Here is a 25709-nt window from a genome sequence, read left to right on the forward strand (position 1 = left end):
AATAAAGTTCTTCAAATTCTCTTGCAACGGAAGACCAGTCGGAAGTCAGCTCACTTTCGTGCCAGATAGGGATCTGTATCTGCATCGTTACAATGCAGCCTTCGCTTTTTCCGACATCCTCTACCTACATCACTATCGGCCACTGAGGCTTTCCCAGAGGGAGCGATACAGGCTTACCGTGTTCCGTATGTCGCGCAATGTCAGTTTAGATGCCCGCTATGGTGCGGAGAGTTCAACGATCACGAAAGAGCATGGGGCAATCTCTTTCCGACTCTCACGCCTTTTGGCTACAGCGTGTTAACCACTTCCGCTGTTTCATCACATAACGCACCTTGAGCGGATTCACTTATGTTCATCATGCTGACTACCTAGCACTCACCCGACTTGTGGTTATCAGGAAGATCGTCCTCTCACGATTTCAATCCCGATTGGCAAATGCCAACCTTCGTTACATTGTCAGACTCGCTACTTTATTCAGAGTCCTAGGTTCATCTGGTGATACAGATGGTTCACTCGTTGAGCGGTGAACAGCGCTTCATACGACTTCACGTCGCACGCCCCATTGCGTGTTCCAGGACAGACCTTACGATACAGCTAGTAACTCAGTATGCTATAAATTATCTAAAGTCATTTTGAATGAAAAAGCGAGCTATGAGTAAAAAGCGATTGTCAGAAAAAGAACTGGTCGAGGGGATGACACCCTATACTGCACATGTTGATGAACTGGCTTCGGTGGCATTGGATGAATTGGGTCTTGAACTTTCTGAAAGTGATTACAATGCCGCATTGAAGCGAATTGAATCTCTGTTTGATGCAGCTGAACCAGGCACTCCCGAAGGTGACGAACTTGAAAGGCTAGCTGCATTGGTTGAGGAATATGAGGAAAAACACTTCCCCATTTAATAACTGCAACGCATTTTTTCCCCTTTCTGTTTTAATGTAAATACTTAGCGGTAAACTCCACAACCAAGTTTTCGATACATTATCTAATGTCACGATAGTAAAAAAATCAGCGGGTGCATACGTTCAATACAACCGCTGCATTCTTAATATTTCGGTTTACTTATTTACACTTATAGCTATCAGAATTGAGGGGGATTACCACTTCTGACACTATGGGAAGTTGAACAGTGTATTGAGGTACTTTTAATTCCATTTGTTGGAGAACAGCCCTAAGGTATCAATGTTTATCTTCATTTTTTGATTTTCATGCCCTTGTTTGTAATTAATTACGCATAATTACGCAATTTATGTAATTACATGAATTCATCCCAATGGTAGTCTTGTTCATAACAAATGACGATGGACTAGATAATGAAAATGACTAAAGAAGAATCAATAAAATGGATAAATCATGCTATTGCCTTTTATGAAAGCTTAGGTAAAAAACAGAAGGAGTTGGCGAAAGATTTTGGTATCGAAGAGTCAAGGCTAAGTGAATTAAAAAGTGTCCATAAACCACTTAAAGTTTCACCTAGTCAAGTAAGGAAAATCATCGAGATCTGTGGAGCTCCCAAAAGAGATCCTGGTCGATTCGAATATGTAGAGCTTTACGACTGTTTAGACTCGTTCTTTAACCAGTACATATCTGTAACCCTTAATAGATTTCACCGTGACGTTTATGAAAGCTTAACTAACAAGGCTATAGTGAATGAAATTCTTAAAAAGTGTAGTTATAAAAATGATGATAAAGAACAACAGGTTGAAGCTATAAATCAATTAGTACGCTCAAAAGAATTTGCTGAAATTTGCAAAGATGCATCGTTAAATAGCAAACTCATTGGATCTTCAGTAAATGAACTTTCACTTATAACTAAACTCTATGGTCTCATTATCAATGATTCGGCAACCTTCCATCGACTACGCCAGTTATGGTCACTTGTTGAGGTATTGCCTGAATTTCAGTTCGGTAATGAAACCAATAACGGTCTTGACCTCATTGTGCCCAAAACTCCTGTAGTGCTAACCGGAAATCGAATAGCAGCCTTTATGCAAGATTACAGAAGGTTTGATTACCCTGCAAATAGGCTTGTTAAAAGTGAGCTAAGTGTATTGATGAATGGCTATCTTTCGGCAGTTGAGCAAATGCCGGAGTTGGATATCTGGCATACAATTCGAGTTGAGATCTATCTAAGTGAAAACATGAACTATCACATTCTGATTCACATGTCGGATGATGATTTAAAGCCTCGTGACCTTTCGCATGCATCTACTGTTCCTGAAGGGTTCGATTGGTGTAACTACGACGCCGCCATTGGCGAAACAGATCGAATTGCTGTGATTAAGAATGTAAATACTCTGGATTTGTTCAGTCAGATAGAAGAGCTCAGAAAGTGGCAAGGACTTGAAGCCGATAACCTCTACGAACTTAAGCAAAACATAGCTAAGGCAGGGGGACACATACCTGGGGCTCATGTACTCATCTAAATCAAGTCACAGAATTAGCGTATAACATGGCATATATCATCAGTTTTTACATATTGCCTAGAAATATAAATGTACGGTGTTCTTATTGTTGAGATTATTGACTATACGTAATAAGTACTAATTAAAAGTAGTGTGAAATAATGGAAATCAATGAAGCAAAAGCAATATGGCAGCGTTTACAAGTTGAGATAAACACCGCTCATACAGAAGTCTCCAACCGACTGAGAAGTTCAACCAGTCCTGATTCATTTTACAATTACCTGTGTGCGCATCATGAAAATACAAACCATTTTAAACCAATACATTCAGGAGTAAAAATAGTCCATTACGGAAAAGTGATCGTCGCCGAACTGCTATTTGCAGAAAACGGATTTCTTTATACCGAAACGGCATACTATCCGACAGCTCCTTTTCATTGGGGGAAACGACTGTCAGTCGACAATATCGATACATATTCAAACCATTATATGGAACGACTGATCGAGCGAAAAAATATAACCACGTTGACAGAACTGAAAAATGAAATAACTACTCGCCAAAATATGTTCGATGCAACTTGCTTTACTCGTACTGAGGGTGGGCTGAATATCGACACCGAGTACCTTATTGTATACAGAGATATGGTCGTATTCTGTAATAGTGAGTTATGTAATGGGATTGCGAAATCCGTTCGTAAAACACTCATTACCGATAAAGAATTCAAAGGTGAACAAGCAAATATCATTGATTACGTTTTGAATGAATTCGGTACTGATGCTTGCCTGCTGACTACTCATGAAATACCGAGAACCTTAGCTCAGGCAAAAAATGTGATTGAAGATACCAAACAACGCCTTTCTGTGGGTAGCCAGTTCGAAATAATCACCAAAAAACCATTCCCTACCGGTCGTCATGCTGACAAAAAGTTTATCAAACAGTTCGTAAAATACTTAGAGCATTACGATCCAACGATTAGGTGAATACGAACCGATGTGGTCACGTATGCGGTTGCCCCATTTTAAAAAGTGGACACGTAGCCGGAGTGAAATAAAAAAACGCCAGCTAAAATGCCCTCAACCAGAAATGACGGGGGCAATCGGGCGGTGCGGAGCATTCAGTAATTAGCGTACACGACAAAGTGACCGCAATCTTAAGCTTTCAAGATACTTTCCTGCCTGCTAATGTCAACCAAGAGTACCTTTCCCAAAACTTTTATGTCCATCTTCGTTTCAGCCAGATCTGGCTGAAACATTTTTGCCCCAAAATCATTTAGCAGTCGATTCCTGAGCACTTCCCCATGTCAGTTCTTGACCTACATTTTCTAATAGAAGATTATGACCCTAGTTGAGCATTTGCAACTATACAGACATGACCTGTAATTTGTGAGAGCTAGGGACAATAAGCCCCATAGAACAGTATTTTACTGCCATGGTGCCTGTATTTTTTTAATATTATAAAGACAATGTCTGCTGAAAAGGCGCTGTTATACATCTTAAAGGATTAATAAATATGCCTTTCCCTATCGTGTTAAACACTACAGTTCAGAGCCACAATGGAAATTTTAATCGCGAAATTACCATTCGGAATGGGCTGACAATACTAATTGGACCCAATGGAAGTGGTAAAACACACCTGCTTAGAGCCATAAAGAATGCACTACCACAGCATGTTCAAGGTAAGAAGATTAGGTTTATTTCTGCTGGAAGAATGGGAATGCTTGAGGAGAGTCGATCGGATTTCGATGGCCATCGAGGTGGTCATATTTTATATGAAAATGCTAATTTCGGTAGCAAAAGCGACGTAAATAGGCGCCATAACATTGAAACGCTAAATGGCGACTTCCAAACATTATCGGAGAGAGCAGACATTCTGGTTAAAGTGCAAGAACGTCTTAAAAAGTTATTCAAAAGAGATCTCATTATTGAATGGGATGCGGGTACTTTAAAGGTTGTTTTTGCAAGGTTGGATAGGGAAGGTGAACCATACTCCTCAGGTCGAGAGGCGTCAGGGTTACTTCATTTAGTTGGCTTATTAGCAGCGCTTTATGATGATGACGTAGGGGCTTTGATGCTAGATGAACCAGAAGTCTCCTTGCATCCGCAGTTACAAGCATTTTTACTTAATGAGATTGCTTCAGCTGCTGGCCACTACTCTGAAGGTGGCTTTAAGAAGATAATAGTTATGGCAACTCATTCAACAGAAATGTTGAATATATTAAAATGTGACGACCTGCTATCTCTAGTTTTTTGCCATGACTTAGATACTGCACCTGTCCAAATCTCTCCAGAATCTGGCGAACTTCAGAACAAGAAAATACAGGCATTAGTTGCTCGTCTAGGACAAGAGCATAAACTTTCTCTATTTTGTAAAAAGCCACTATTAGTTGAGGGGCCTTCAGACGCTCTCATTTGTAGCTTTTTGTCTCAAAAACTAGGGGTTCATTTGGAGGCATCTGGCTCTCAGTTTTTGCCAGTGATTGGCACGGGTCAAATGCCTGTAGTGTCAAAATTTATAAGACTAATGGGAAAGACTCCAGTGGTTTTAGCTGATGCTGATGCTTTTGCAGATAGTCTTGAATTAACTAACTATTATCTCAACGGATGTATAATCGCAGATCAAAAAGCCGCTGAGTCTGGGGCTGCTTCTGCAGCTTCTCTTGCCAATGCTGCTTATAATGACTTCTGTCAATTGGCAAATAACAAATGGGAAGAGATCAAGGATATAGCTACTCCTCATCCATATTGGGTAAATAAAGGGGAAGGCGAAGAGACTAAAGCAAAACGAAGATCCGTATTCTGTGCTTTATTTAATCATGATGAAAGTACATTATCTGATTTAAACGCTGACAGATCTTGGATCACAATTAGAAACAGGTTGGAAGCTGTCTTGGGGCTATTAGAACTAGCAGGTTGTTTTATTCTAAGAAGAGGGGCAATTGAATCATATTATCAATCGTCTGACATCTTCACTTCTGAAGGAAAACCCAGCGCTGCTGTGGATGAAATTGAACACTTGGATAGCTTGGATCCTTCAACGTTAGAAGTCGTTCTACCTGAAGTGACTAAGTGTATTAAGTTTGCGTCTCAAGGTGAAAAAATCAATGAAGCCGAATCATTGAGAGATGTACTGCTATCAATAGCAGCACCTGCTGTAGCTAAGCTAAATGCGGGGTCTAACACTCAAGAAATGAAGGTGCTTTGTAAGACAATCCTGAGAGAGAAATCCGAACTTTTTGATTTGGCTGTAGAGGGCGAGCAACTTTCAATTGCATTGAAAAGCAATATTTTAAATGTTCGTGGATTTCCTATTAGCATTGAAAAAGGCGAGGATGTAGTAAGCAAGATTGAACGCATTTTGAAGCCAAAAGCTTAATAAGAGTTCAAGGCTTCAACGTACTTTTCCTAATCTGACAGAAACGTTTTAGAGCAATAGACCTATCACGTTTCTGTCCAAAGGTGTGCCGACGGGGCATGAAACACGAAAATGCCCCTAAGTGTGCTATGACTAAAATTGGTAATTCATATAGTTAGGTATTTTTGCTATACAGTAAGTAAGAAGTGGTAAAGGGAATTACTTGGCCCATAGTTGTACGTATAGCTAACAACGACAAAAAGGAGCTGATGCAGCAGTGAAGAACGCCTCCTCATAGGAGACGTCTTTTATCTACATTTCGCGTTAAGCTGGATCTTTCAAATTCGGCTTATCGGCTATAACAAAGGGCTTAAATTCAGTGTGGGTAATGCGCGTTTTGTCCAGCTTATTCTTTGCTGTCCATTGAGTGTTATCTCTTAGATATTTTCTGTTGTATTCAGATTTCGATTTACCAACCAGCCCTAAATGATAATCCATTTCATGATCTTCGCTAAAATTCACGTAATCCCAATCGTTCATCGGAAACCTCTTATTAAGTTTATGCAATATTGCACATATATATGTGTGGGGGCTTGGAGGGATTTTCAAGGAGGAGCACATGTTTTTTAGGATGATTATTGATTATATGGAGTATTGGGGTTCCTATACTTGAGCTAATGCGAATATTACTAAATTAGAAATATTGCTATCACGAAAATGCCCAGAGGCGTGCCTGAGCCGATCACGGCAAACACGCCTTTGTCCAAAAATGAGCCGAGGCGTTTATATAATGGCTTATTCTGATCCACAATAGGCAGCTGAGCTAAGAGCTGCCTATTGTGAGATTCAAAACAGGTTCAACGGTCTTGATGCTTCTCCAATACCGCCGCGATCGCTTGGTCGAGTTCACTTTGCACGTCTTTAGACAAGCGGCCAAACTCGTACGAGAAATTGCGGCCTTTTACTCGCTTACGGGCAAAAACGCCTTTGCTGTTAAACTGGGCGAGGGGGGTCACTTCCGCTTGCTCTTTCACTTGTTTTGCTTCAGTGATTTTTAACTCTGCTTTTATCGCGGCAATGATGTCTAACTTGGTTTCATCAAGGGGCTGTTCAGCCTGAACATTGACAGTTCTTTCCTGAACTCGCTCGACGAATAGATCCAACTCTTCAGCACTATTTCCCAATGTTTTCATGACTTTATCGAGTAACGAATAGTCCGTGTGTGAGAGAATATTAACATCCGAAAATAAGGAGATAAGTTTGTCATCGATACTGGCGGCTTTGAGAGCTTTGCTGACCGCGGGACGGCTCATTCTCATCACTTTAGCGACATCTTCTTGTGTAAAATCGCCACTGGCCATGATCGCTTTACACTGCAAACCGATTTCACGCTGATTATGCTCTTTGGCGGTTTGTAACTGCTTGGCTAGTGCTTTAGCATCGGAGTAGGATATTTGATCTTGAGTGACCAATATTCTAAACGTTTGCACTTTCCCGCGATTTTGTAAGAACCATGCGCGGCGACGTGACCCATCGAGTACATCGATCTTTCCATCCAGTTCTCGGCCAACGGCAGGGTAAAACTGCTGAAACTCTAGAGAAGCAAGATCAGACAATGAATCTTTAGTCAAAAGAGACTGATCACGGCCATTTACTTCAAAGGTGACGTAGGTATTATCGCGAACTTGTTCGTATGACAGTGTCACTTCGTTAAATGTCGCCTGAGTCCCTGATTCCAATTGCCATACGACGCTATTACCGACAGATTGAATACCAAATGTTTGTTGTAGATAGTGGACAACACTTTCGCCGGCATTAGTGAGCTCTTGGGATAGCTGCCGAGTTAAACTGTCAATATTCGCTTTTGCTGCCGATACTTGTGCTTCTTGAGACCCTGGGGCATTACCTAAGGGGCTTCCTCCACGTTTTTTTGCCATTATTTTTGTTCCTCTCGCCAAACGTTAACGATGTCGCGCAAAATTTGACTCGTCACTTCATAACCATTTTGCTGCGCACTTTGGAAAGTGCCTTTGCTCTTCGGATACTCACTTTTCGACATATCAAAGACGGTGGAAAGTAGGGAAGAGGCCTGACGGATCGCTTCACTATGTTTGAACTCTTTAGAGTAAAGATAAGGAGAAAAATGGTCGTACAAGCTGTTCATTAATTCAGTGGTTGTCGAGCCGTCTCTATGGTTAGTTAATAGTATTTTCATAAAGTCATAACCAGAGTGGTTGGCATTCGCCAACAAGGCCCACACTTGAGGGATGTAACTGAAATAGGAGCACGTAGCATCGATGTCGTTTTCGGTAATCGAAAGTGGGAAAACGACACTGGTCGCTGCAAAGTAGGCGTTATAGGTGGCGTACCCTAATGATGGTGGGGTATCAATCAGGATAATATCAAACTCATCTCGCACCGAGTTGATAATCTCACTCAAAATTGAGTAAGGGGAAGGCAGTTTGTGGCTAAACACTTGCTCATGAAACCAGCCCTCAATCGCTCGGTCGGTTTGTGATGCCGGTAGGATACGCAGATTAGGTATGGTGGTTTTCAAAAAAGAGTCCGACACCACTTGGGCCAACGTTTCACCTTCTTCGAGATCAAAGTTTTGCATCATCAAGTCGCCCACGGACAAACAACCTTCCTGTTCTGCTTCCGGCGCGTAGTACATGGAAAGTGTCGCTTGGCCATCCATATCGATCAGACCGACGCGATATTCTTGATGAAATTCAGTGGCTAAACCAGATGCAATCGTTGCGGCAGAGACGGTTTTCCCAACGCCTCCTTTTTGGTTTTGAATCACGATAATTTGGGTCTTTTGGTGACTATCGCGGACAAATTTAGCTTCTTTGCGCAGAGAGTCGGGCAACAAATCGCGCACCGTATACATCTCTTCAATGTTAATCGACCACTGAGAATCTTGATGGCGGCGTGGGTCGATCCCGGCATTGGCGACGTACTTATCCAATGTTTTAGCATCGATATCGAGATAGGTAGTAGCTTCAGCGCGAGTAAAGTTACGCAGTTCTTTACGATGGTTGGCGAGTAAACGCTGATTGCGGCGTTTGATGTAACCGTCGGCACCTTGCTTAAGAGCTTGAAAGGTCAATGTGGTTTGTTGGGTATCCATTTCTATCTCCATAGAGGATTTAAAAATAGTATATACTTTAGTTTTCAAGGTGTGTATTAAAAAATGAGGTATGGATGAATGTTGTTATCCGGATATCAGTTTAAATAAAAGTAAGTCGGTTAAAATATGCGACTTTAATGAATCATATGTGTGGTACTACTTTAATGAAACACATCGCCTTTCCTCGTTGACAGGAGTACAATGTACGCCTAAAATATTTTAAAAAAGGAGATTGATATTAGCCATGCAATCGAATTTGTTGAGACGCCGTTATTTAGTTCTCAGCGAGAGGAGTTGATCACTGATGAAGAATTCAGAGATCTACAAACAGATATTATTAAAAACCCTGAAGTTGGAAAACTCATCAAGGGAACGGGTGGATTGAGGAAAGTTCGCCTAGCAACAGAGAATGGCGGCAAAAGCGGAGGGTACCGCATCATCTATCTTTACGTGTTACCTGACACCGTTTACTTGATATTGGCGTACAAGAAAGGCCGAAAAGATAGTCTAACTGATAGTGAGAAGAACCAGCTAAAGAGTTTTTCTTCTGAGCTAATTAAGAAACATCGAAGTCGCGAGCAAGAGACTCGTGAGATGTTAAAGAAAAAGCGAGATAAAAATGAGTATTTTTAAAGACCTATCTACATCAATGCAGCAGGCAATTGAGATTGCAGAAGGCAAATCAGAGGCCGCTCGCATTACACGCTATGAAGTGGCTGACGTTAAGGCTATTCGCTCTCAGCTACACGTAACTCAAAAGGAATTGGCTAGCGCGCTAGATGTAAGTGTAGATACAGTGAAATCATGGGAGCAAAAGCGAAGAAACCCAACAGGCTTAGCTGAAAAGGTTCTTTGTGTTCTTAGGGATGAGCCTGAGCTGTTTAATAAATTTGCAGCGGTATAAAGCAACAAGGTGCACATTCCCCTCTTAACATGTGCACCTTACAGGAACAAAACTTTTACAAAAACTTCTCAGCAATCGTTTTCTTGCGTTTAGGATCAGACGCTTCCAGATTGTCTTTCTCTGGGTAGTAGTAACCTGTAACCGACTGATCATAGTTTTCAATGTCTACTCTGTTCGAAAACTCTGTACCATCTCCCCATGTATCGCGCACCTGTGATTTACATAACTCACCCTGAGCCGGATATCGTTCATAGTGATCGAGGTAGCCAGTGCTGCTCAAAAGGCTATTGAGATATAATAAGTGCTTATATTTAGGACAAAGCATGAGTCGATGATGACAAGATAGGCGATGCACCAAACGGTGTTTGAATACATAGAAGTTGATTATAATCGGACAAGAATGCACAGTGCTCTTGGGGATCTAAACCCAGTTAACTTTGAACATCAAAATGTCGGGCTTAATGAAGTCTCCAGCGTTGTTGATGCAGATCATTAATCTAACACGGAGGATAGTATGCCGAACGAGTATAACAATAAGGTGCCAAGTACTGAGTATCACAAACTCCCGTTAGTAATACAGGTTTTAATTTACTTCATTGGCTACGACGAAATGTACACGCTTATTAATGAACACGGTGGACAAAATATTTACATCCCAAAGAACCCCAGTAGAGGTAAAGTGAGTAATCTACTTTCGCCTCATTCCCTTAATGTCCTCAGTGAACATTTTGGCGGAACCTACCTTATGCTGCCCACCTTACTGTCGGTCGATATACAAAGGGGGTGAAATTACGGCAAAAGTAGACGGTATTATAGGCGAACGAATTGCTGACATTTGGTTACAAGAAAACGGGTTCAACTAAATAGATTGCAGAAACCAGACAATACATCATCAGTGGGTCGTGTAGTGGCATCAAACTTGAAGTTAAAGCAAAAAGAAGAACTGTATTACCCATAACCTTCATAGCAAACTAATCGAACGGCAGACAGAGCTCCGAAAGAAAAATATGAACCTCTTGCTATGCACTAAATTCGACGAAAGCGACGCCCCTTTATCTTATGGCTGGATGGTCAGTGCACATTCGTACGAGGGAATACAGCTTATTGAGCTTGGTGATACAACTGTCGATCCGGTAGTAAGTGCTGGGCGTGCTGTTTCGCATCGAAATGTAATGGATTACCAGCCTTGCCGAGCACAAAATGTACTAAAATACACTGCCCGTAGCTGGACTGAACGAGGAAGAGCTAACCGTATGTTTGAAGACGACGTCACAAACGTAGCTTTCAACACAATTGATTTTATCCTAGAAAGTGGCGTATACACTGAATACAACCTGTCAGAAAAACAATAAGTTATATTGTAAATTTTAGCACCTTACCTTAGGCAGATCTCGCCAACGGGTCGTGTATTGTGGCGTGAGCATTTCGCGCCGCATTTCCCATTTACTCCCTATGCTTTGCGCTGCTAGAAAAACAGCACCGTCCCCATAACGTTGATTTAAGCTGTCAAATACGGCCATCAATTTTTCATCGTTCGGACATGGGTTGAAAAGGTCTTTTTGCTCATGTCGGCCGTCTTGCAAATCGAGCAAACCAACCCCAAATTTGTAGAAGCGAACCCCCTCATGAAACACTTCATTGGCTAAACGGGACGCCGCAGAAGTGATCTGAGTAACGTCAGATGTAGGGTAAGCAAAGCGATGTATGGCTTTAAAACTCACCGGTTTTTCATCAAATGGAGAGTTCGAGGCAAACACTAACATCACACGGCATAGCGAACTTTGTTTTCTCGCTTTGCGTGAGGCTATCCCAGCATGCAGGCACAATGCCTGGCGCAGTGATTCAACATCGGTGATCCGCTGGCCTGCGCTGCGTGTAGAAAAAATCTGTTTCTTATCAGCCCTCGCAACATCCCAATCTTTACAGCGTTGACCGTTCAGTTCTCGAATGGTCCGTTCGACTTCAACATTAAAATTTTTGCGCATTAACGGCGCAGGTTTTTTGGCGAGATCAAGTGCGGTATTGATACCCATTAGTTTGAAATGGGAAGAGAGTTTACGGCCAACTCCCCATACGTCTGAAACAGGCGTTTTTGCTAAGACTTTTAGGCGCTCGGCTTCATTATCGAGCACACAAACGCCGGAGTAACCGGGTATTTTTTTCGCCGCGTGGTTGGCAAGCTTAGCTAAAGTAAGGGTGGGGCCCATGCCAACACAAACGGGTAAACGGCACTCTTTCCAAACCGCTCGACGAATCAAAGTGCCGTGCTGACGGAAATCGCCGATCGCAGCTAAACAACGTTCAAAAGAAAGAAAAGTTTCATCGATAGAGTAAACATGCTGCTCTGGTGCGAATCGACCGATCACTTGCATCATTTTTTCTGACAGATCGGCGTACAGCTCGTAGTTAGAAGAAAGGGCAATCACCCCTCGCTGTTCACACAAGGCGCGTACTTGAAAATAGGGCTTAAACTTTTCGATTCCGGCTTCTTTGGCTTGCCGGTTTGCGGCAACGATACAGCCATCGTTATTCGACAAAACAATCACCGGCTTACCCCGCCATTCAGGCCGAAAGACTTGCTCTGCACTGCAGTAAAACGAGTTAGCATCGACAAGCGCGAACATTATTCACCACACAACAACGGGCTAGGGCGGTGGCAGCGAATCGAGCGAATCACCACACCTTCAATTGAAAAAGAATCAAACTCATGGATAGGAACAGGCTGTAAATGTTCATTGGCTGAAAGTAACAAACGGCGACGAATATCGAGGATCTTACAGACAAATTCACCGTTGTAATTAGCAACAATGATGTCTTGATCTGAAGCTTGCACATGCCGATCAACAATCAACAAATCCCCATCAAAGATCCCAACGCCTTGCATCGAGTCGCCCTTTGCTTGCCCTAGAAAGGTTGCGCTCGGGTGCTCAATGAGCAATTCATCTAAATCTATTGCAAGCTTCTTGTACTCAGCCGCAGGGCTTTCAAAGCCAGTAATGCCGGCACTCGCGTAAATAGGGATAACTTTCATAGATAATAATACTGTTTATTTATACAGCATTATTTTGATATGAGGTACGGAAAAAAGCAATATGATTAGAGAGAGTCGCGCTGTCATCGCAGAACAAAAAAGAAAAAAGCCAGACGCAAAGGGCAGCTGGCTAAATTTTGTGAACAAATTCATTCACTAACAACGTCAGTTGGCTAGGTGACCCTCGGCTTAAAAGGGTCACTGTATGTATATCAAATAGCGTGCCAAATAGAAATGGTTAAATATCCAACAAAACAGGGGATTAAATGGTGTTTATATCATCACGTTTCATATTTTGAATTGCAATGTGCAAGATAGTTGCAAAATGCACACAACTACTTACCTATTCATCTTGCTCTTGATATTCACAGACTTGATGTAAAAAGTCGTCGAAATCTTGTTTCGACTCAATACGAACATCACGTGACGCTAACGCCACATTGAGCGCCCCAATGATTTCTCTAACAGTGATCTTCTCTATCTGACGCAACCTTTCGACCAAGTTGACCATTTTCTGATCAATTAAGAAGTTTTTCATAAATGCTCCGTAGGTTTTGGGGCGTAAGCCCCAAAACCATTAGCCTAAGTTTGTCGCCAATTCACCCAAGGGAACATATTGCGATTTGTTCTCTGTGGACCAAAAACGCACCTTTCTCACCTGCCAGCCACAACGAATGTAATCTTTATCTGTGAGATAGGTACCGGCCCCCATCGAGTAGTTTTCTCGGTGCTCCGCACTGTTGGCTACATTGGCCAAAAACTCAGTTTCAGGATGGTTGAGGCAAGCTTTGCGCAATTCAGGAAACAAACGACGTTGATGTTTTGACCAAGCCAATATGATGGTTTTCTCGGTTCGATATTGGTAATAATCACTTACGGGTTTGTCAGCTTTGTTGTGCAAAAAAACTCCACCCGAAGGTGGAGTCTGCTGTTTATCGAGTAAGGGACACTCAGATTGCTCAAGTTTTATGGCATTAAGGAGTAGGTGTTACAGTTACACAAGACACAAATTGGTTGAAATTTGTGGTTAGTGTTGCGGAGTTACCACTTGTAGAAGCATACATACGCAGAGCCCAGTATTTAAGAGGGTCTGTACCGATACGGACTGATGCACTCATGTAGTGCGTTTTGATATCGACAGGCGTTGACGCGCCCGTTGGCCAACCAAACACTGGTGACATCAAGCGATCGACTTCTTCATTTGAGGTTACAAAACCTTTGTTGAGTGATCCAAGGTAGTAATTACCAGCATCTGGAGCATTATTACCAGGGTAATTATCGGCAGAGTACAAAGAACCTGTGATACCAATTGGCAGTGCCCATTGCTCCCCATCATATAAGTTAGTACATGCAGTGTACACATCAGTTTGTTCATGGTTGTACATCGCCCAATCAATACCATTGAATGTTTGCGGTGCTACTGCTGTTAATAAGTTCGCGTTAAAGCCCACTTTGTCTTTCAGTTGTGTCTCGGCAAAAGTGAGTGGACGATGGTAAGTAAGGGTACCATTTTCAATAGTACGTACTGGTTCGATACCACGTTTGCTTGCGTTTGCTGCATCATAGTAAAGGCCACCTGCCACGCTTGCGCTGTCAGCTGCGTTTAGACATTTTGCTGTTCCGTTAACATCCACACAGTATTCAACTGATTTACCAATAAAGTCACGCGCTTCTAGTAAGCCTACTCCAGCATCAGCGAACCAGTCATAGTCGGTTGCAAGAGATCCGCGAGCGCCGATTCTATAAATGTTACCTGTATGCTGAACACTCTTGTTGCCTTCATCTACTGGGCCAGTTTGGTTACTGGTGTCAACCTTCCACTCACCAAGAGTTGCGTCAGCCGCATAGCCATACACGGTTGCGATTAGCTCTTGGTCGTATTCAAGTTTACCTTCGATTTTGATGCCTTTTGGCGTCACTTTAGACGTCAGACAAACTTCATCACCAGCAGTACTTAATGCAGTTTGTGGTGTGACACAGAAATCCAGTTGTTTACCTAAATCTGCTTGTGTTATGGTGTAATCACAAGTGCGCGCATCAGCACACACTTCTCCTGCAATATTGTCTACTTTCCAGACTGCGGCAGATGCGCCTTCGAGGCTGCCGTTTGCTTGAGCATAGTCATAGTTACCACGTAGTGTGGCACCAACTTCAGTATCAGTCGCAGGAGCCTGAACTTCTGAAATTACGTTACTTGCGATTGGTTTCGCTTCTGAAACAACAGCGACTGGTGTCGTTGTTGCACAAACTTCAGTACCGTTTGTTGGTATACCTGTTTTGGCGACTGGAGTAACACAAAACTCTAGTGCAGTGCCCTTGTCACCTTCTACTGGGGTATAGGTTTTTGTGGTTGAAACTTTACTTACACCTGACTTCCAGCTGTAGGTACTGGCACCTTCAAGGTCACCATCAGCATCAGTAAAGGTGTAGTCGGCGGTCAGTTCTACGCCAATAAAGGCCTCTGCAGAGAGCGTGATATTAGATGCAACCGGTGCTGAACCCGCTTTGGCTGTAATTGCGTCAGTTAACGCTGAACAGACTTCATCACCAGCTACGGCTGGCGTGCTATCGGTTTTAGGCGTAACACAGAACTGTACCTGTTTACCTTCTAGCGTGTTGCCAAGAGTGATGGTTTTTTCAGTGCCCACAGTGTCAGTACTTGTTTTCCAGGCAAACGCAGAAGTACCTTCTGTCACGCCTAGACCGGTATCAAATTCATAAGATCCAGTCAGTACATTGCCAACGGTTGGTGTGGTATTAGAAACAGTGACGCTACCTGCAATCACCTCTGGTTTAGCACCCAGTGGACCGTTAACAGTTTTTGGCAGGCTACAGTTTTCTGTGCCCACTGTATTAATATCGCCTTGTGCTTTTGGTGTCACACAGAATTTGAGGTTAAGTCCTTCAAGATACGCGTATACAGGAAGTGCTTGTGCAGCGATGATTTCAGTCTCATCTGCAGCATTACGCCATGAGTAGACACTGCCTTCTTCTGCACGTGGTGTCGCGTTCGGGTCAACAAATTTGTATGTCCCCTTGACCGTTTGGCCTACATAAAGCGCAGGGGCGACTACTTCAGTTGCTATTGGTGGGTAAACATTGTCGTTACTGATTGGAAGTTCTTTGTTGTCTTCGGCATTACAGCCGATCAGGGTTGCTGTAATGACAACAGCTAGGGTCTTTTGTTTGAATGTCATATCGCGTTTGTTCCTACGGTTGAACAACAATGCCTTTCTACTGCGAGTCAGCAGATGGCATGCTGGTTGCTTTGTTCATTTACGTAATGTGTTATTAGGGGGGTGATATTAACTTTCTAAAGCTTTCATTAATGTGATTTATGCCAGTTTTCGAAGTGTTTTATCCTTCTTTGAAAGTAAGCGATGGTGTATTTTGGGTTTTTGAAGGTAAAAAAAGCCAATCGTAAGATTGGCTTTGGATTTTAATTAAGGAGTGGTTTTAGAGTTTGAATGAGTAACTGACAATGGCTTTGATCGCATCGATGTCACCACGGTCTGCTGATCTCTCTGAGACTAATTTTGCATAAGTACGGTCCGGACGGTACATACTGCTGCGGAGCAAGAATTCAAAGCCTTTCATTGAACCAGAGCGTGGGCGATAGAATACATCGATAACATGCTCTTCACCGCGACCCATCGCGAGCTGGTCGTTATTGTCGTAATGTTGTCCTGCTTTTCTTTCCCAGTGGAAACGGTACGAAAGCTTAAGATCAGGAATGCCGAAATGACGCAAATCGTAAGAGATACCGACAACATGAGCTTGGCCACCATCACTACGGAAAGAGGAGTAACCTGGCGAAGTGACTAGGCTCAAGTAGCCTTTTGCACCACCGAAACCGTAAGAGAAACTGCCTCTGCCATCTGATCTTGGTGCATCAACCGTATGGTAGCCGTACCATAAGCCCAATGCATCTCGCTCCAGTTTCCCGTGGTAAGCAATCAGATAGGCGTGGTCATCAAAGGCAGCAACGCCTCTTTCGACATCTTCGTGCCAAAGATCACCAGCCGCTTTGTTGTAGTAATATTGTGCTTTTAAATGTAATTTCGTTTCTGGCGTGATCATATGATTCATCCAGACGTTAGTGTGGAAGCGACGTAAGTAATCTTGTGCTTCACCATAAGAGAATACATAACCCCAGTCACGACCTGCGCGGTAATCTACGCGTCCGGTGTAGAGGTAGTCGTAAGTATTAGGGTATGGGTCATAGTAGTTGCTGTTGGTGGTCAGATCGCCCATTTTGTCGTCTAGGCCGTCCATAAAGCCAGTTACAAACGCAGCATCAAAACGGTAGTTATTCCATTTGTGGCGAAGCATTACCCCGCGGTAACTGGAAAGAGTCGCGTCATCGGCAGCAGCTGTGGTGATCATACCGGTGTTGAAAAAACCGTCACCGACGGTCAGGTTACCGCCTTTCCAGTAAAACTTGGCATTGGCCATTGGCACTTTACCGAAACCTTCCACATCGTAACATTTGTACTGGCCCTTAAATTTCTCACCACCGGTCCAGACACAGTCCTTACTTTCCAGTAATTTTTGCCCGCCATGCCAGTTGTGCATGCCTCCTGGGTATTGACTATCCAACTCAAATACATGCGAGTAGCCAAGGTTTAAATTCATTTTTATCGGGCTGTCACCAAGGCTGATCTTGCCAGAGTTATAGAACATACCGACAGATTGCGTCCACTCTGCCTGTGTGTGGTGACCCTCTTCCGATTGTCGAAACTTACCATTCTCATCAAAGTATTTAACATCGGTATCCCAACGGTGTGCCGATTTGTAGTAGTTGACCAATGAGACGGTGATTTTGTCGTTTGTGGTCGCCTCTTTATAGACTTGGCTTAAAGATGAGGCACTAGCAATAGAAGGTACTACCAATACACTAGATAAGAGTACGCCACCGAGGGTCAGTTTCACCGCTCGTGCGCAAATGGTCGGTTGATGTTTACGTGCCATAAAAGTCCAGCTCCAATGTCCACTTTATCGAGTGGGGTGGAATAGTAAGGAATAAGTAATAGGTTAATTTTATTACTGACTTTCATAATCTTTCGTGACTTCACACACGAAAACAAAAGAAGACCAAAGGTAGTTAATCGAAAATGAGATATTAATCCTGATTTAAGCGCTGATTCGCAGGGAGTTGTTACAGAGATGGATGGCATGAGGAAATGCAATGTAATAGTGCATACTCCACAGATGGATTATACGCTATTGAAGTGAAGTAAAACGCTTACTTCAAGGTGTAGACTTTAAAGTTGTCAATTTTTAGGTGGCTTTTTCAGGTACGGACGCCAAATTTACCCGATTTGAATTGCGCTTCATCGGTAATTTCATACAGTTGTTTATCATTGACGTAGACATAGATACGTTCATCTAATTTTGGTGTATACGTTCGGCAAGTTCATGAATTCTTTTGCGGAAACGTCGTACTCAGGAAGACGAGGGCTATCATCGGCATAACGGCGGAAGCGAGTGGTGGAGTTATCGTTCGCCCCGTAACCAATGTAGTAAGAGGGCATTGGGTCGTACTTGCGCATATCGCCTGCACGCTAATCTGATTTTTCAAAAAAGCTTTTTTGAATGTTGAACTTGCGCCATCCAGAACCAGTTGAGATCCGTGCTTCGGTCATTCGGACCTCCATTAAGCAAGACCATACCATCAAATTCAATCGCAGATGGGGTGTCAATATCGTGCTTAAACCACACGGTGGTGCCGTTGCCATCATCAATATCCAGTGCTGATCCTTTTATTTCGGTACGTGATACATCGGTCATTTCGACGACCCAGTTTCGATTCCATTATCGAATTTGTCACTGTGGGCTAACGTGGCATGCGTTTTTATCAGTTGTTGCGCCGTATCAAAACCAAATGAAAAACTTAATGCTGCAACGAGTAAGGTAAGTTTTTTTTCATTATACTACCTAAAGAGTAGTCATCAGGAGTAAAAACGGTGGGTGGAAAGAAAAGCCAGCAAACGCTTAATGCCAGTCGCTTAAGAGCGAGTGGCAATCGAAACTGGCTTTTTCAAAACCGCTCGGGGATAGAGTCTTCGTTTTTGTTTTTTGGAAGAATAAGCCGCTTCCCGCTATCCCTGAGTCTCTTTAAATTTTTTGGTATTGCTCCTGGGCTTGGAGTGTCACTCGCCCAAATCATTTCATCCATAATCAAAAACAAGGAATTAATGAAGCTGATCCGCAGAGGCTCTACTTTATGTTGTTTAGCCATCTCAGCCATTTTCAACCTCACAATGTTGTAGCTAATTAAAATGCCTCATAGCTCCTGATACACCCCGACTTTTTTCTTACTCCGTAAGGTTGGCTTGTTCTGTAACTGATACTGCTTGAGTTCACCGTAACTGCGTTCGATTTCCAAACGCTCCCAATACACTTTTACTAGAGCATCAAACGGATAGCGCTCAGGACATAAGCAAGAAGTAATAAAGCCTTTGAGTGCACCTTTAGGTGTTGGGATAAGAATGAGTCGATCTCGCCACTTTTTTCCAAGATATTGGGCCAGCTTTCGAGCTTGGGGTGATACAGGCATATCAATGAGATGATCATGTTCAGTGTAGCTTTCAACGATTTTGGCTTTGATGGGGGTTAACCAATGGCTATTGCTACTCGCGCCACGCCAGCTGGTAAATAACTCTGCAGAAGTTAGCCCTCTATCAAAGAGTGTTAATGAGTCATCAGGAGCGGAGCCCACCAGTTGTTGAGCGTAGGAGATTTCACTATTGGTTACTGGGCCAAAAGCAGCATCAGATAGAAGATGCTACGTGTTGACATCAATGTTACCGCTAGCACACTCGGGAATGATGCTCCCTTTTGAGCAAAACCAAAATGCTGATTTTCTTCTGTATTATGAGTTTTAAATAGGTGCCATCGACACTAAGAAGCTTCAAGCCACAAACTTTGTAAAACTCTGATTGTTGCTCCCATTGTTGAGCTGTCGTTTTAAAAAATAGCGCATTGGCTTATCTCCAAGACGTTCTTTTCCTTTGATAATACTACTCGTTGCCATAGGAGTAAGTTTTCCCTCCACGTCCGGGAACGCTAATTCCAGTTTATCGCAAACATCTTGAATGGAACGATTACGTTGAAGCCCAATACCGAGCACTAACCAAACAGCTTGTTCAGCGGGTAGACGACGTTTTCTGAGCGATACTCGCCCAGTTTGTTGAACAGCTTCTTCACCCCATTCCAGAGGGGTATGCTTATTAAATACATCGATTGGGCGCTCGTGGCAAAACTCACCACTACACTTGTAACTCTTTTGAAAACTCAGACAATCGAGTAGGAGGAGGCCTCACGGCCTCCGTCATCTCACACCACCGTACAAGCGTGGGTCGCATACGGCGGTTCCAAGGCATACCAACTTTCGTTGGCTTAGATTCACTGTTTAACTCCGACGCCACTATGTCTTGCCTCTCTTCGTTAGTTGCAGATCCATTTCCGACTTCTCAACATATTTCTAACGTAGCTGTAGGGGTTCTACTCTTTACTGAGACTCCGTACACACTGAGAATTTGTTACCTGTTTATCTAAAACCTTGGTTCAGGCCTTCCCTAAATCTTAGGTACTATGTCCTCTGCTGACTTCTTATGCCCATCACACAACATCACTATTGCAATTAGTCTCTAATGAGACAGGCGATAAGACCTCCCGAGGTAAGAGGCCACCCTTTCCCATAGCTCTGCCTGGTTTACATAATCACACTTCTGTTCGAGACTTCGGGCTATTCTATCTCTAGCTAGGTTACCCAAGTTGACTATGCCTACTACCAGATTTCTGTTCGTCAAAGCTATTTTTTGCCATTTGCTTACTTCCGGCCGGCGCCTCGGAGATTCCACCTCACGATGGACACCCTTGCATAGGCTAACGTTTCCTGCTCGACAAGGTACGTAGAGGACTTTCACCTCCTAGGTTGACACCATGCTCGGCGCACTAAAAAATCGGTCGTAACTTACGTTACGACCGATTATGGAGCCTCTTTATGGTCGTTCAAGTAGCCAAACGATCAGCATTAAGCACAAAGCTGGCTTTATTATCGCTAAGTAAGACTTAGATATAAGCGTTTAACACAGAAGCTGGCACTTCTGTTGGACGCCAAGAGTCGCCGGTGTGCTCAAGCCAATGCATGAGTTCGGTTTGTACCAGTTGTTCAACCAACTCTGGGTGCTTATCCGCAATGTTATTCATTTGGAACGGATCAGCGATGTTGTCGAACAACATGTATTCAATTGGCTTACCAATTTTACGCGTTGCTTGCAGCGTGTAGCGTTCTGTACGAACTCCACGCTGCCCGTAGGACGGTGCGCCATAAGGTGACTTCACATAAAGCTGTGAAGTGGCACGTTCATCGCCTTTTTCACCTTGTACTGTTTTCGCGTAGTTGGTGCCTTCTACCGTGTCTGGGATCTCAGTATCTAACCCCATCAGACCCAACATGGTTGGAAATAGGTCAGGGATAGAGAAGAGAAGATCGTCTTGCATTGGCATCAGTTTGCCTTTCCAACGGAAAATCATCGGAATACGTACCGACTCTTCATAAATCACGTTTTTCGTTGGCTGGCCATTAGCGCCAAGGCAGCAACCGTGATCAGAGAAGAAGACGACAAGCGTATCTTCGGCAAGGTTGAGGCGGTCGAGCTCATCGACAATACGACCAACTTGCTCGTCAACACCGTTAATCATGGCGAGGTATTCTTTGTAGAACTCAGGGCCGTAACCTTCCAAATATTCTTTGTTCCAATCGACGTTTGGACGATCGTTCATCTCTCTTGAGGTTTTGCCCTTAAAGCGTTCTAAGTATTTCTCTGGTACTTGATCATACGGTGAATGCGGTGGGTTCATGGAAACAACTAGTGCGAATGGTTCTTCCTCATTACGGTATTGACCACCTTCGTTACGTAGGTATTTGATCGCCATGTCCGCTTCGTGCTCTGGTGACCATTGGTTGATTTTCAACGGTGCTTCACGTGGCGTTTCGTTAGTCCAGTAGATTGGATTCATGTGCAGATCGTACGTACCGTAAGAGTACCACCAATCAAAACTGTGACGGTGCGATAGCGGTGTCCAGTCATTCCAGTAACGGCCACCGAGTGGGTTATTGTAAGACGGCACAAATGGCGGTTTCGGGCAGTCTAAGTGCCACTTTCCTAGGTAGCCCAGTGAGTATCCCTGTTTTTTCAGCACATCTGACCAACAAATCGCGTTCTGTTTTAGCTCAACGCCAAAATTAGAACCACCAAAGTGGCCTTCTTCCGGCGTATGGCAGTTACCGTGAATGCCATTGCGGTACGGGTACTGACCAGTCATGAACATGCCGCGCGCTGGCGTACATAACGGGAAATTTGAAATGGTTTGATCGAGAACGACACCTTCACGCGCCATGCGGTCGATGTTTGGTGTCATCGTGTGTTTATCCATCCCCATATAACCCAGTGACTGAGTACGACATTCATCAGGGAAAATAACCAGTAGGTTTGGTTTTTTTACGTTGTTTTGCTTTTTATTCTGACCCAGAGCAGGAGCAGTGCCATTTGAGGTGACTGAAGAACAAGCGGCTGTTGTAGCAACAACGCTTGTCGCGGCAATCCCTTTCAACAGGTCTCGACGAGAAACAGACATGGTGGTTTCCTCTTGTCAATATTCTAAATTGCAAGCGACTTGTTTTCTAATACGCTTACCTCTTTGTATCGTAAGTGATCGAAAGTTGAATTTCGAATTGGTAGATCACAAAAGTCGGAAATCATGCCATAGAAAATCAAAAAATGCCGCGAAGAAAATCTTACTTTCATTTTGTTTTTAATTGGTTCGTTTCCCTTTTTATTTGGTTTGTATGTTAATTTTTGATGCGAAATCGAAACAAATTGGAGTGATTTGTGAAATGCATCAAAAAAACAGTGCTTTCGTATTGTGTGGCTTTTGTTTTTTTTCGTATCATCAAATCGAAGAAAAATGAAAGTTCATTTGTTATTATTACAGAATAACCAGTGGGCACTTCGAATTGGATAAATTGCTCCTTTCAATTTCACCTATGAAGTGTCTAAACACCATCTTATTTTTACTAGGGTGTCGCTCTGTGAAATGGGGATAACACAGTAATTCTGGCATTACAACGACGGAAACATTCTTTGCTTGGATGATGTTTTTATTGATGTAGCTATGACGAATGAACTCGGTGTTGCTATGGCCTTTCATCTGAAGTTGGTGCAATTTTGGCGTCTGGATTGGGATGACGTAGTCGAAGACGTCATCGTTTAAAACCTTACAACATGCGCCTTTTTCGTATTCGAACTTCATAGAAACGTCGGGTAAGACTTATACCGAATTGATCCACTTTGGAGTGATTACATGACAACTCTACTGAACATAGTAAAGCAGCATAAAGCTGGTAACGAAAACGGCATTTACTCCGTATGTTCTGCTCACCCTCTTGTTCTTGAAGCAGCTATTCTGCAAGCGAAAAAAGACAAATCCCCGCTTTTGATTGAAGCAACGTCGAACCAAGTTGATCAATTCGGCGGCTATACGGGGATGTTACCTGCTGACTTCCGTGATTTAGTTCTTAACTTAGCAGAAGCACATGGCTTTAACGCTGAAAACTTGATCCTTGGCGGTGACCACTTAGGTCCAAACCGTTGGCAAGATGAACCAGCTGCGGAAGCGATGGCAAAAGCAGAGGTACTTATCGAAACTTACGTTGCTGCGGGATTTACGAAAATTCACTTAGACTGTTCGATGCCATGTGCCGATGATCCTGTGTCTTTAACGGATGAGATCGTGGCTGAACGTGCTGCGCGCCTTGCGAAAATTGCAGAAGACACAGCAGTGAAAAATTTTGGTACTGCACGGGCATTTACATATGTGGTTGGTACAGAAGTGCCAGTACCGGGTGGTGAAACTGAAGAGTTACACGAAGTGCAACCAACGTCACCAGAAGCGGCTCGTCAAACTATTAAAGCACACAAGGACGCATTTGCTGCTGCTGGCTTAGATTGTTGGGATCGCGTTGTAGGCTTGGTTGTACAACCTGCCGTTGAGTTTGACCACTCTAGTGTGATTGATTACAAACCAGAGTCAGCGGCTGAACTATCAAAAGTGGTTAACGAGTTTGAGAATATACTGTTTGAAGCACACTCAACCGATTACCAATCTCCAGAAAACTACGCTCTATTAGTTCGCGATCACTTTGCGATCTTAAAAGTGGGCCCGCAGCTAACTTTTGCTATGCGTGAAGCCCTATACGGTCTCTGTGCGATTGAAGATGAAATACTACCTATCGAGCAACGCTCTAACCTACGTAACGTTATCGAATCTGTGATGCTTGCAAAACCAGATAACTGGGCGAAGTACTACCACGGTAACGAAGCAGAGCAAAAATTTTCACGTTCTTACTCTCTATCTGATCGTATCCGTTACTACTGGGCAGATGAAACTATTCAAGCTGCCGTTGACAAGCTGTTTGCCAACCTAAAAGAGGGATTACCTCTTGCGCTTGCGAGCCAACACCTACCTGAAGGTTATGCAGCACTGCGTAGCGGTGAAATAGAAAACAACCCGCAAGCGTTTGTTATCAACAAGATTCAAAAGACCGTGCTAGAAATCTACGCACGTGCTTGTAAGTTTTAATTATACGAGTGACTAAATAATGAAACACCTAGGCATTGACATTGCTGATCTAGAAACGAACAAAGGTTTCTGGACAGCAAAAGAAATCGAGCAACAACCAGATTGTTGGTTAAAAACCCTTGCGATTGTGAATGAATGTCGTGCGCAAGCAGAAGCGTTTCTTTCGCCACTGTTTGCCAAAGAGAACTTACGAATTGTGATGACAGGTGCGGGTACGTCTGCATTTGCCGGTAAAGCGTTAGCGCCAATCCTAGCGAAAGAATTAAACTGCCGCGTAGAAGCTATTGCGACCACAGACATCGTGTCAAACCCATCTCAGTACTTTGCTGAAGATATCCCAACACTGTTGGTGTCATTTGCTCGTTCTGGTAACTCACCAGAATCCGTGCGTGCGGTAGATTTGGCTTCTCAAGTCTTGTCTGATTGTTTCCACCTAGTGGTTACTTGTAACGCAGACGGTCAGCTTTACAACCGTTGTCAAAGCGATGTGCGTTCTCTAGCGGTACTGATGCCGGCAGAGACTAACGATAAGTCATTCGCAATGACTTCCTCATTCTCTTCAATGATGATGGCGGCATTCTCGTTCTTAACTTTCAACAAAGCCAGTTCACAAGATTTCGAGAAAGTATGTGAACAATCTAAAAAGCTGATCCAAGACGTGTGTGCACCAATTCGTGACATCGTGGCGAAAGATGCAAAACGTGTGATCTATATCGGTTCCGGTGGTTTCCAAGGTCTGGCTCAAGAGTCTGCTCTAAAATTACTAGAGCTGACGGCGGGCAAAGTGGTTGCTATGTACGATTCGCCACTTGGTTTCCGTCACGGTCCTAAGTCAATTATTGATGATGAAACATTGGTCATGGTCTACATCTCGAATAACCCATACACACGTCAATACGACTTAGACCTGTTGACAGAATTACGTCGTGATAACCTAGCACTACAAGTGGTGGCAGTTGCTGCGCAACTAGATGATATTGTCACTGATGGTCACTACCTGCATATTGATGGCCTAGAAGCGGCTTCTGATGTTGAGTTGATTTTCCCATACTTAATTGTGGCTCAAGAGTACTCATTCTTCCATTCGTTAGCGCTAGACATTACACCTGATAATCCTTGCCCAACGGGCGAAGTCAACCGTGTCGTGCAAGGCGTGATCATCCACCAATTTGAATCATAACTGAGGGTTTCAATACTATGTCAGCGAATATTGTATGGTGCCGAATAGACGAGCG

Annotated in this window: 24 protein-coding genes and 2 pseudogenes; 11 read left to right on the plus strand and 15 right to left on the minus strand. The window is 43.3% G+C overall.

Going from position 1 to position 25709, the window contains the following annotated elements:
- The first annotated feature begins 651 nt into the window (after positions 1-651).
- The 4 genes from UF06_RS12525 to UF06_RS12540 all read left to right on the plus strand — a co-directional run bounded on the left by UF06_RS12525 (position 652) and on the right by UF06_RS12540 (position 5778).
- The gene (locus tag UF06_RS12525) at positions 652-903 is read left to right on the plus strand and encodes a hypothetical protein (RefSeq protein WP_045570743.1); all 252 of its coding nucleotides are present in this window, start codon (positions 652-654) and stop codon (positions 901-903) included.
- Positions 904-1314: 411 nt separating this feature from the next.
- Positions 1315-2427 (plus strand): hypothetical protein, encoded by a 1113-nt coding sequence (locus tag UF06_RS12530; RefSeq protein ID WP_045570744.1) that lies wholly within the window; start codon positions 1315-1317, stop codon positions 2425-2427.
- Between the two features lie 140 nt (positions 2428-2567).
- Positions 2568-3386: a hypothetical protein gene (locus UF06_RS12535; RefSeq protein WP_045570745.1), complete on the plus strand. Its 819-nt coding sequence runs from the start codon at positions 2568-2570 to the stop codon at positions 3384-3386.
- Positions 3387-3915: 529 nt separating this feature from the next.
- Entirely contained in the window at positions 3916-5778 is a 1863-nt protein-coding gene (locus UF06_RS12540; protein WP_045570746.1) for an AAA family ATPase, read from the plus strand.
- Positions 5779-6081: 303 nt separating this feature from the next.
- Here UF06_RS12540 and UF06_RS12545 read toward each other — a convergent pair whose 3' ends face one another.
- The 3 genes from UF06_RS12545 to UF06_RS12555 all read right to left on the minus strand — a co-directional run bounded on the left by UF06_RS12545 (position 6082) and on the right by UF06_RS12555 (position 8890).
- Positions 6082-6297, minus strand: a complete 216-nt coding sequence (locus UF06_RS12545; protein WP_029837338.1) for a hypothetical protein — start codon at positions 6295-6297, stop codon at positions 6082-6084.
- A 317-nt stretch (positions 6298-6614) separates the two neighbouring features.
- Positions 6615-7694 carry a ParB family protein gene (locus UF06_RS12550; protein ID WP_045570747.1) on the minus strand — a complete coding sequence of 360 codons (1080 nt, stop codon included), beginning with the start codon at positions 7692-7694 and terminating at the stop codon, positions 6615-6617.
- Positions 7694-8890, minus strand: coding sequence for an AAA family ATPase (locus tag UF06_RS12555; protein WP_045570748.1), 1197 nt, complete (start codon positions 8888-8890; stop codon positions 7694-7696). Before UF06_RS12555 ends, UF06_RS12550 begins: the two co-directional genes overlap by 1 nt.
- Before the next feature lie 294 nt (positions 8891-9184).
- On the opposite strand from UF06_RS12555, the gene UF06_RS12560 reads away from it, so the two are divergent.
- Both UF06_RS12560 and nadS read left to right on the plus strand, forming a co-directional pair.
- Positions 9185-9523, plus strand: a complete 339-nt coding sequence (locus UF06_RS12560; protein WP_226972498.1) for a type II toxin-antitoxin system RelE/ParE family toxin — start codon at positions 9185-9187, stop codon at positions 9521-9523.
- Complete coding sequence (nadS, locus tag UF06_RS12565) at positions 9510-9794, plus strand: NadS family protein (RefSeq protein WP_045570750.1); 285 nt, start codon at positions 9510-9512, stop codon at positions 9792-9794. The genes UF06_RS12560 and nadS overlap by 14 nt, the downstream gene beginning before the upstream one ends.
- Before the next feature lie 55 nt (positions 9795-9849).
- On the opposite strand, the gene UF06_RS27785 is transcribed toward nadS, so the two are convergent.
- Positions 9850-10005 (minus strand): hypothetical protein, encoded by a 156-nt coding sequence (locus tag UF06_RS27785; RefSeq protein ID WP_242402015.1) that lies wholly within the window; start codon positions 10003-10005, stop codon positions 9850-9852.
- Positions 10006-10025: 20 nt separating this feature from the next.
- Between UF06_RS27785 and UF06_RS27790 the strand changes: the two are divergent.
- A pseudogene (locus UF06_RS27790) lies at positions 10026-10290 on the plus strand (IS3 family transposase); the annotation flags it as partial.
- Positions 10291-10801: 511 nt separating this feature from the next.
- Positions 10802-11146, plus strand: a complete 345-nt coding sequence (locus tag UF06_RS12580; RefSeq protein WP_045570753.1) for a hypothetical protein — start codon at positions 10802-10804, stop codon at positions 11144-11146.
- 15 nt (positions 11147-11161) lie between these two features.
- Here the strand turns inward: UF06_RS12580 and UF06_RS12585 are convergent, their stop codons facing one another.
- The 8 genes and pseudogenes from UF06_RS12585 to UF06_RS28200 form a co-directional block, all read right to left on the minus strand.
- Complete coding sequence (locus tag UF06_RS12585) at positions 11162-12418, minus strand: Y-family DNA polymerase (RefSeq protein WP_045570754.1); 1257 nt, start codon at positions 12416-12418, stop codon at positions 11162-11164.
- On the minus strand, positions 12418-12825 hold the full coding sequence (gene umuD, locus UF06_RS12590) for a translesion error-prone DNA polymerase V autoproteolytic subunit (protein ID WP_039461217.1): 408 nt from the start codon (positions 12823-12825) through the stop codon (positions 12418-12420). Before umuD ends, UF06_RS12585 begins: the two co-directional genes overlap by 1 nt.
- A 343-nt stretch (positions 12826-13168) precedes the next feature.
- Positions 13169-13363 (minus strand): hypothetical protein, encoded by a 195-nt coding sequence (locus tag UF06_RS12595; RefSeq protein ID WP_045570755.1) that lies wholly within the window; start codon positions 13361-13363, stop codon positions 13169-13171.
- A 39-nt stretch (positions 13364-13402) separates the two neighbouring features.
- A pseudogene (locus UF06_RS12600) lies at positions 13403-13732 on the minus strand (hypothetical protein); the annotation flags it as partial.
- Positions 13733-13799: 67 nt separating this feature from the next.
- Positions 13800-16022 carry a hypothetical protein gene (locus UF06_RS12605; protein WP_045570756.1) on the minus strand — a complete coding sequence of 741 codons (2223 nt, stop codon included), beginning with the start codon at positions 16020-16022 and terminating at the stop codon, positions 13800-13802.
- A gap of 259 nt (positions 16023-16281) precedes the next feature.
- On the minus strand, positions 16282-17796 hold the full coding sequence (locus UF06_RS12610; protein WP_045570757.1) for an OprD family outer membrane porin: 1515 nt from the start codon (positions 17794-17796) through the stop codon (positions 16282-16284).
- Positions 17797-18209: 413 nt separating this feature from the next.
- Entirely contained in the window at positions 18210-18377 is a 168-nt protein-coding gene (locus UF06_RS28195; protein WP_171816732.1) for a DUF6250 domain-containing protein, read from the minus strand.
- A 25-nt stretch (positions 18378-18402) separates the two neighbouring features.
- Entirely contained in the window at positions 18403-18615 is a 213-nt protein-coding gene (locus UF06_RS28200) for a DUF6250 domain-containing protein (RefSeq protein ID WP_045570758.1), read from the minus strand.
- Positions 18616-18791: 176 nt separating this feature from the next.
- Here UF06_RS28200 and UF06_RS27800 point away from each other — a divergent pair, with 176 nt between their 5' ends.
- The gene (locus UF06_RS27800; protein ID WP_226971375.1) at positions 18792-19097 is read left to right on the plus strand and encodes a hypothetical protein; all 306 of its coding nucleotides are present in this window, start codon (positions 18792-18794) and stop codon (positions 19095-19097) included.
- Positions 19098-19111: 14 nt separating this feature from the next.
- On the opposite strand, the gene UF06_RS28380 is transcribed toward UF06_RS27800, so the two are convergent.
- The 3 genes from UF06_RS28380 to UF06_RS12625 all read right to left on the minus strand — a co-directional run bounded on the left by UF06_RS28380 (position 19112) and on the right by UF06_RS12625 (position 22470).
- Positions 19112-19546 (minus strand): hypothetical protein, encoded by a 435-nt coding sequence (locus tag UF06_RS28380; protein WP_226971373.1) that lies wholly within the window; start codon positions 19544-19546, stop codon positions 19112-19114.
- 192 nt (positions 19547-19738) lie between these two features.
- Complete coding sequence (locus tag UF06_RS27810; protein ID WP_226971379.1) at positions 19739-20125, minus strand: transposase domain-containing protein; 387 nt, start codon at positions 20123-20125, stop codon at positions 19739-19741.
- 776 nt (positions 20126-20901) lie between these two features.
- Positions 20902-22470, minus strand: coding sequence for a sulfatase-like hydrolase/transferase (locus UF06_RS12625; RefSeq protein ID WP_045570759.1), 1569 nt, complete (start codon positions 22468-22470; stop codon positions 20902-20904).
- A 726-nt stretch (positions 22471-23196) separates the two neighbouring features.
- Between UF06_RS12625 and UF06_RS12635 the strand changes: the two genes are divergently transcribed.
- On the plus strand, positions 23197-24474 hold the full coding sequence (locus UF06_RS12635; protein WP_045570761.1) for a D-tagatose-bisphosphate aldolase, class II, non-catalytic subunit: 1278 nt from the start codon (positions 23197-23199) through the stop codon (positions 24472-24474).
- Between the two features lie 19 nt (positions 24475-24493).
- Entirely contained in the window at positions 24494-25654 is a 1161-nt protein-coding gene (locus UF06_RS12640; RefSeq protein ID WP_045570762.1) for an SIS domain-containing protein, read from the plus strand.
- Positions 25655-25709 lie beyond the last annotated feature (55 nt).

It is taken from the genome of Vibrio sp. S234-5 (assembly GCF_000960595.1).
Lineage (GTDB): Bacteria > Pseudomonadota > Gammaproteobacteria > Enterobacterales > Vibrionaceae > Vibrio.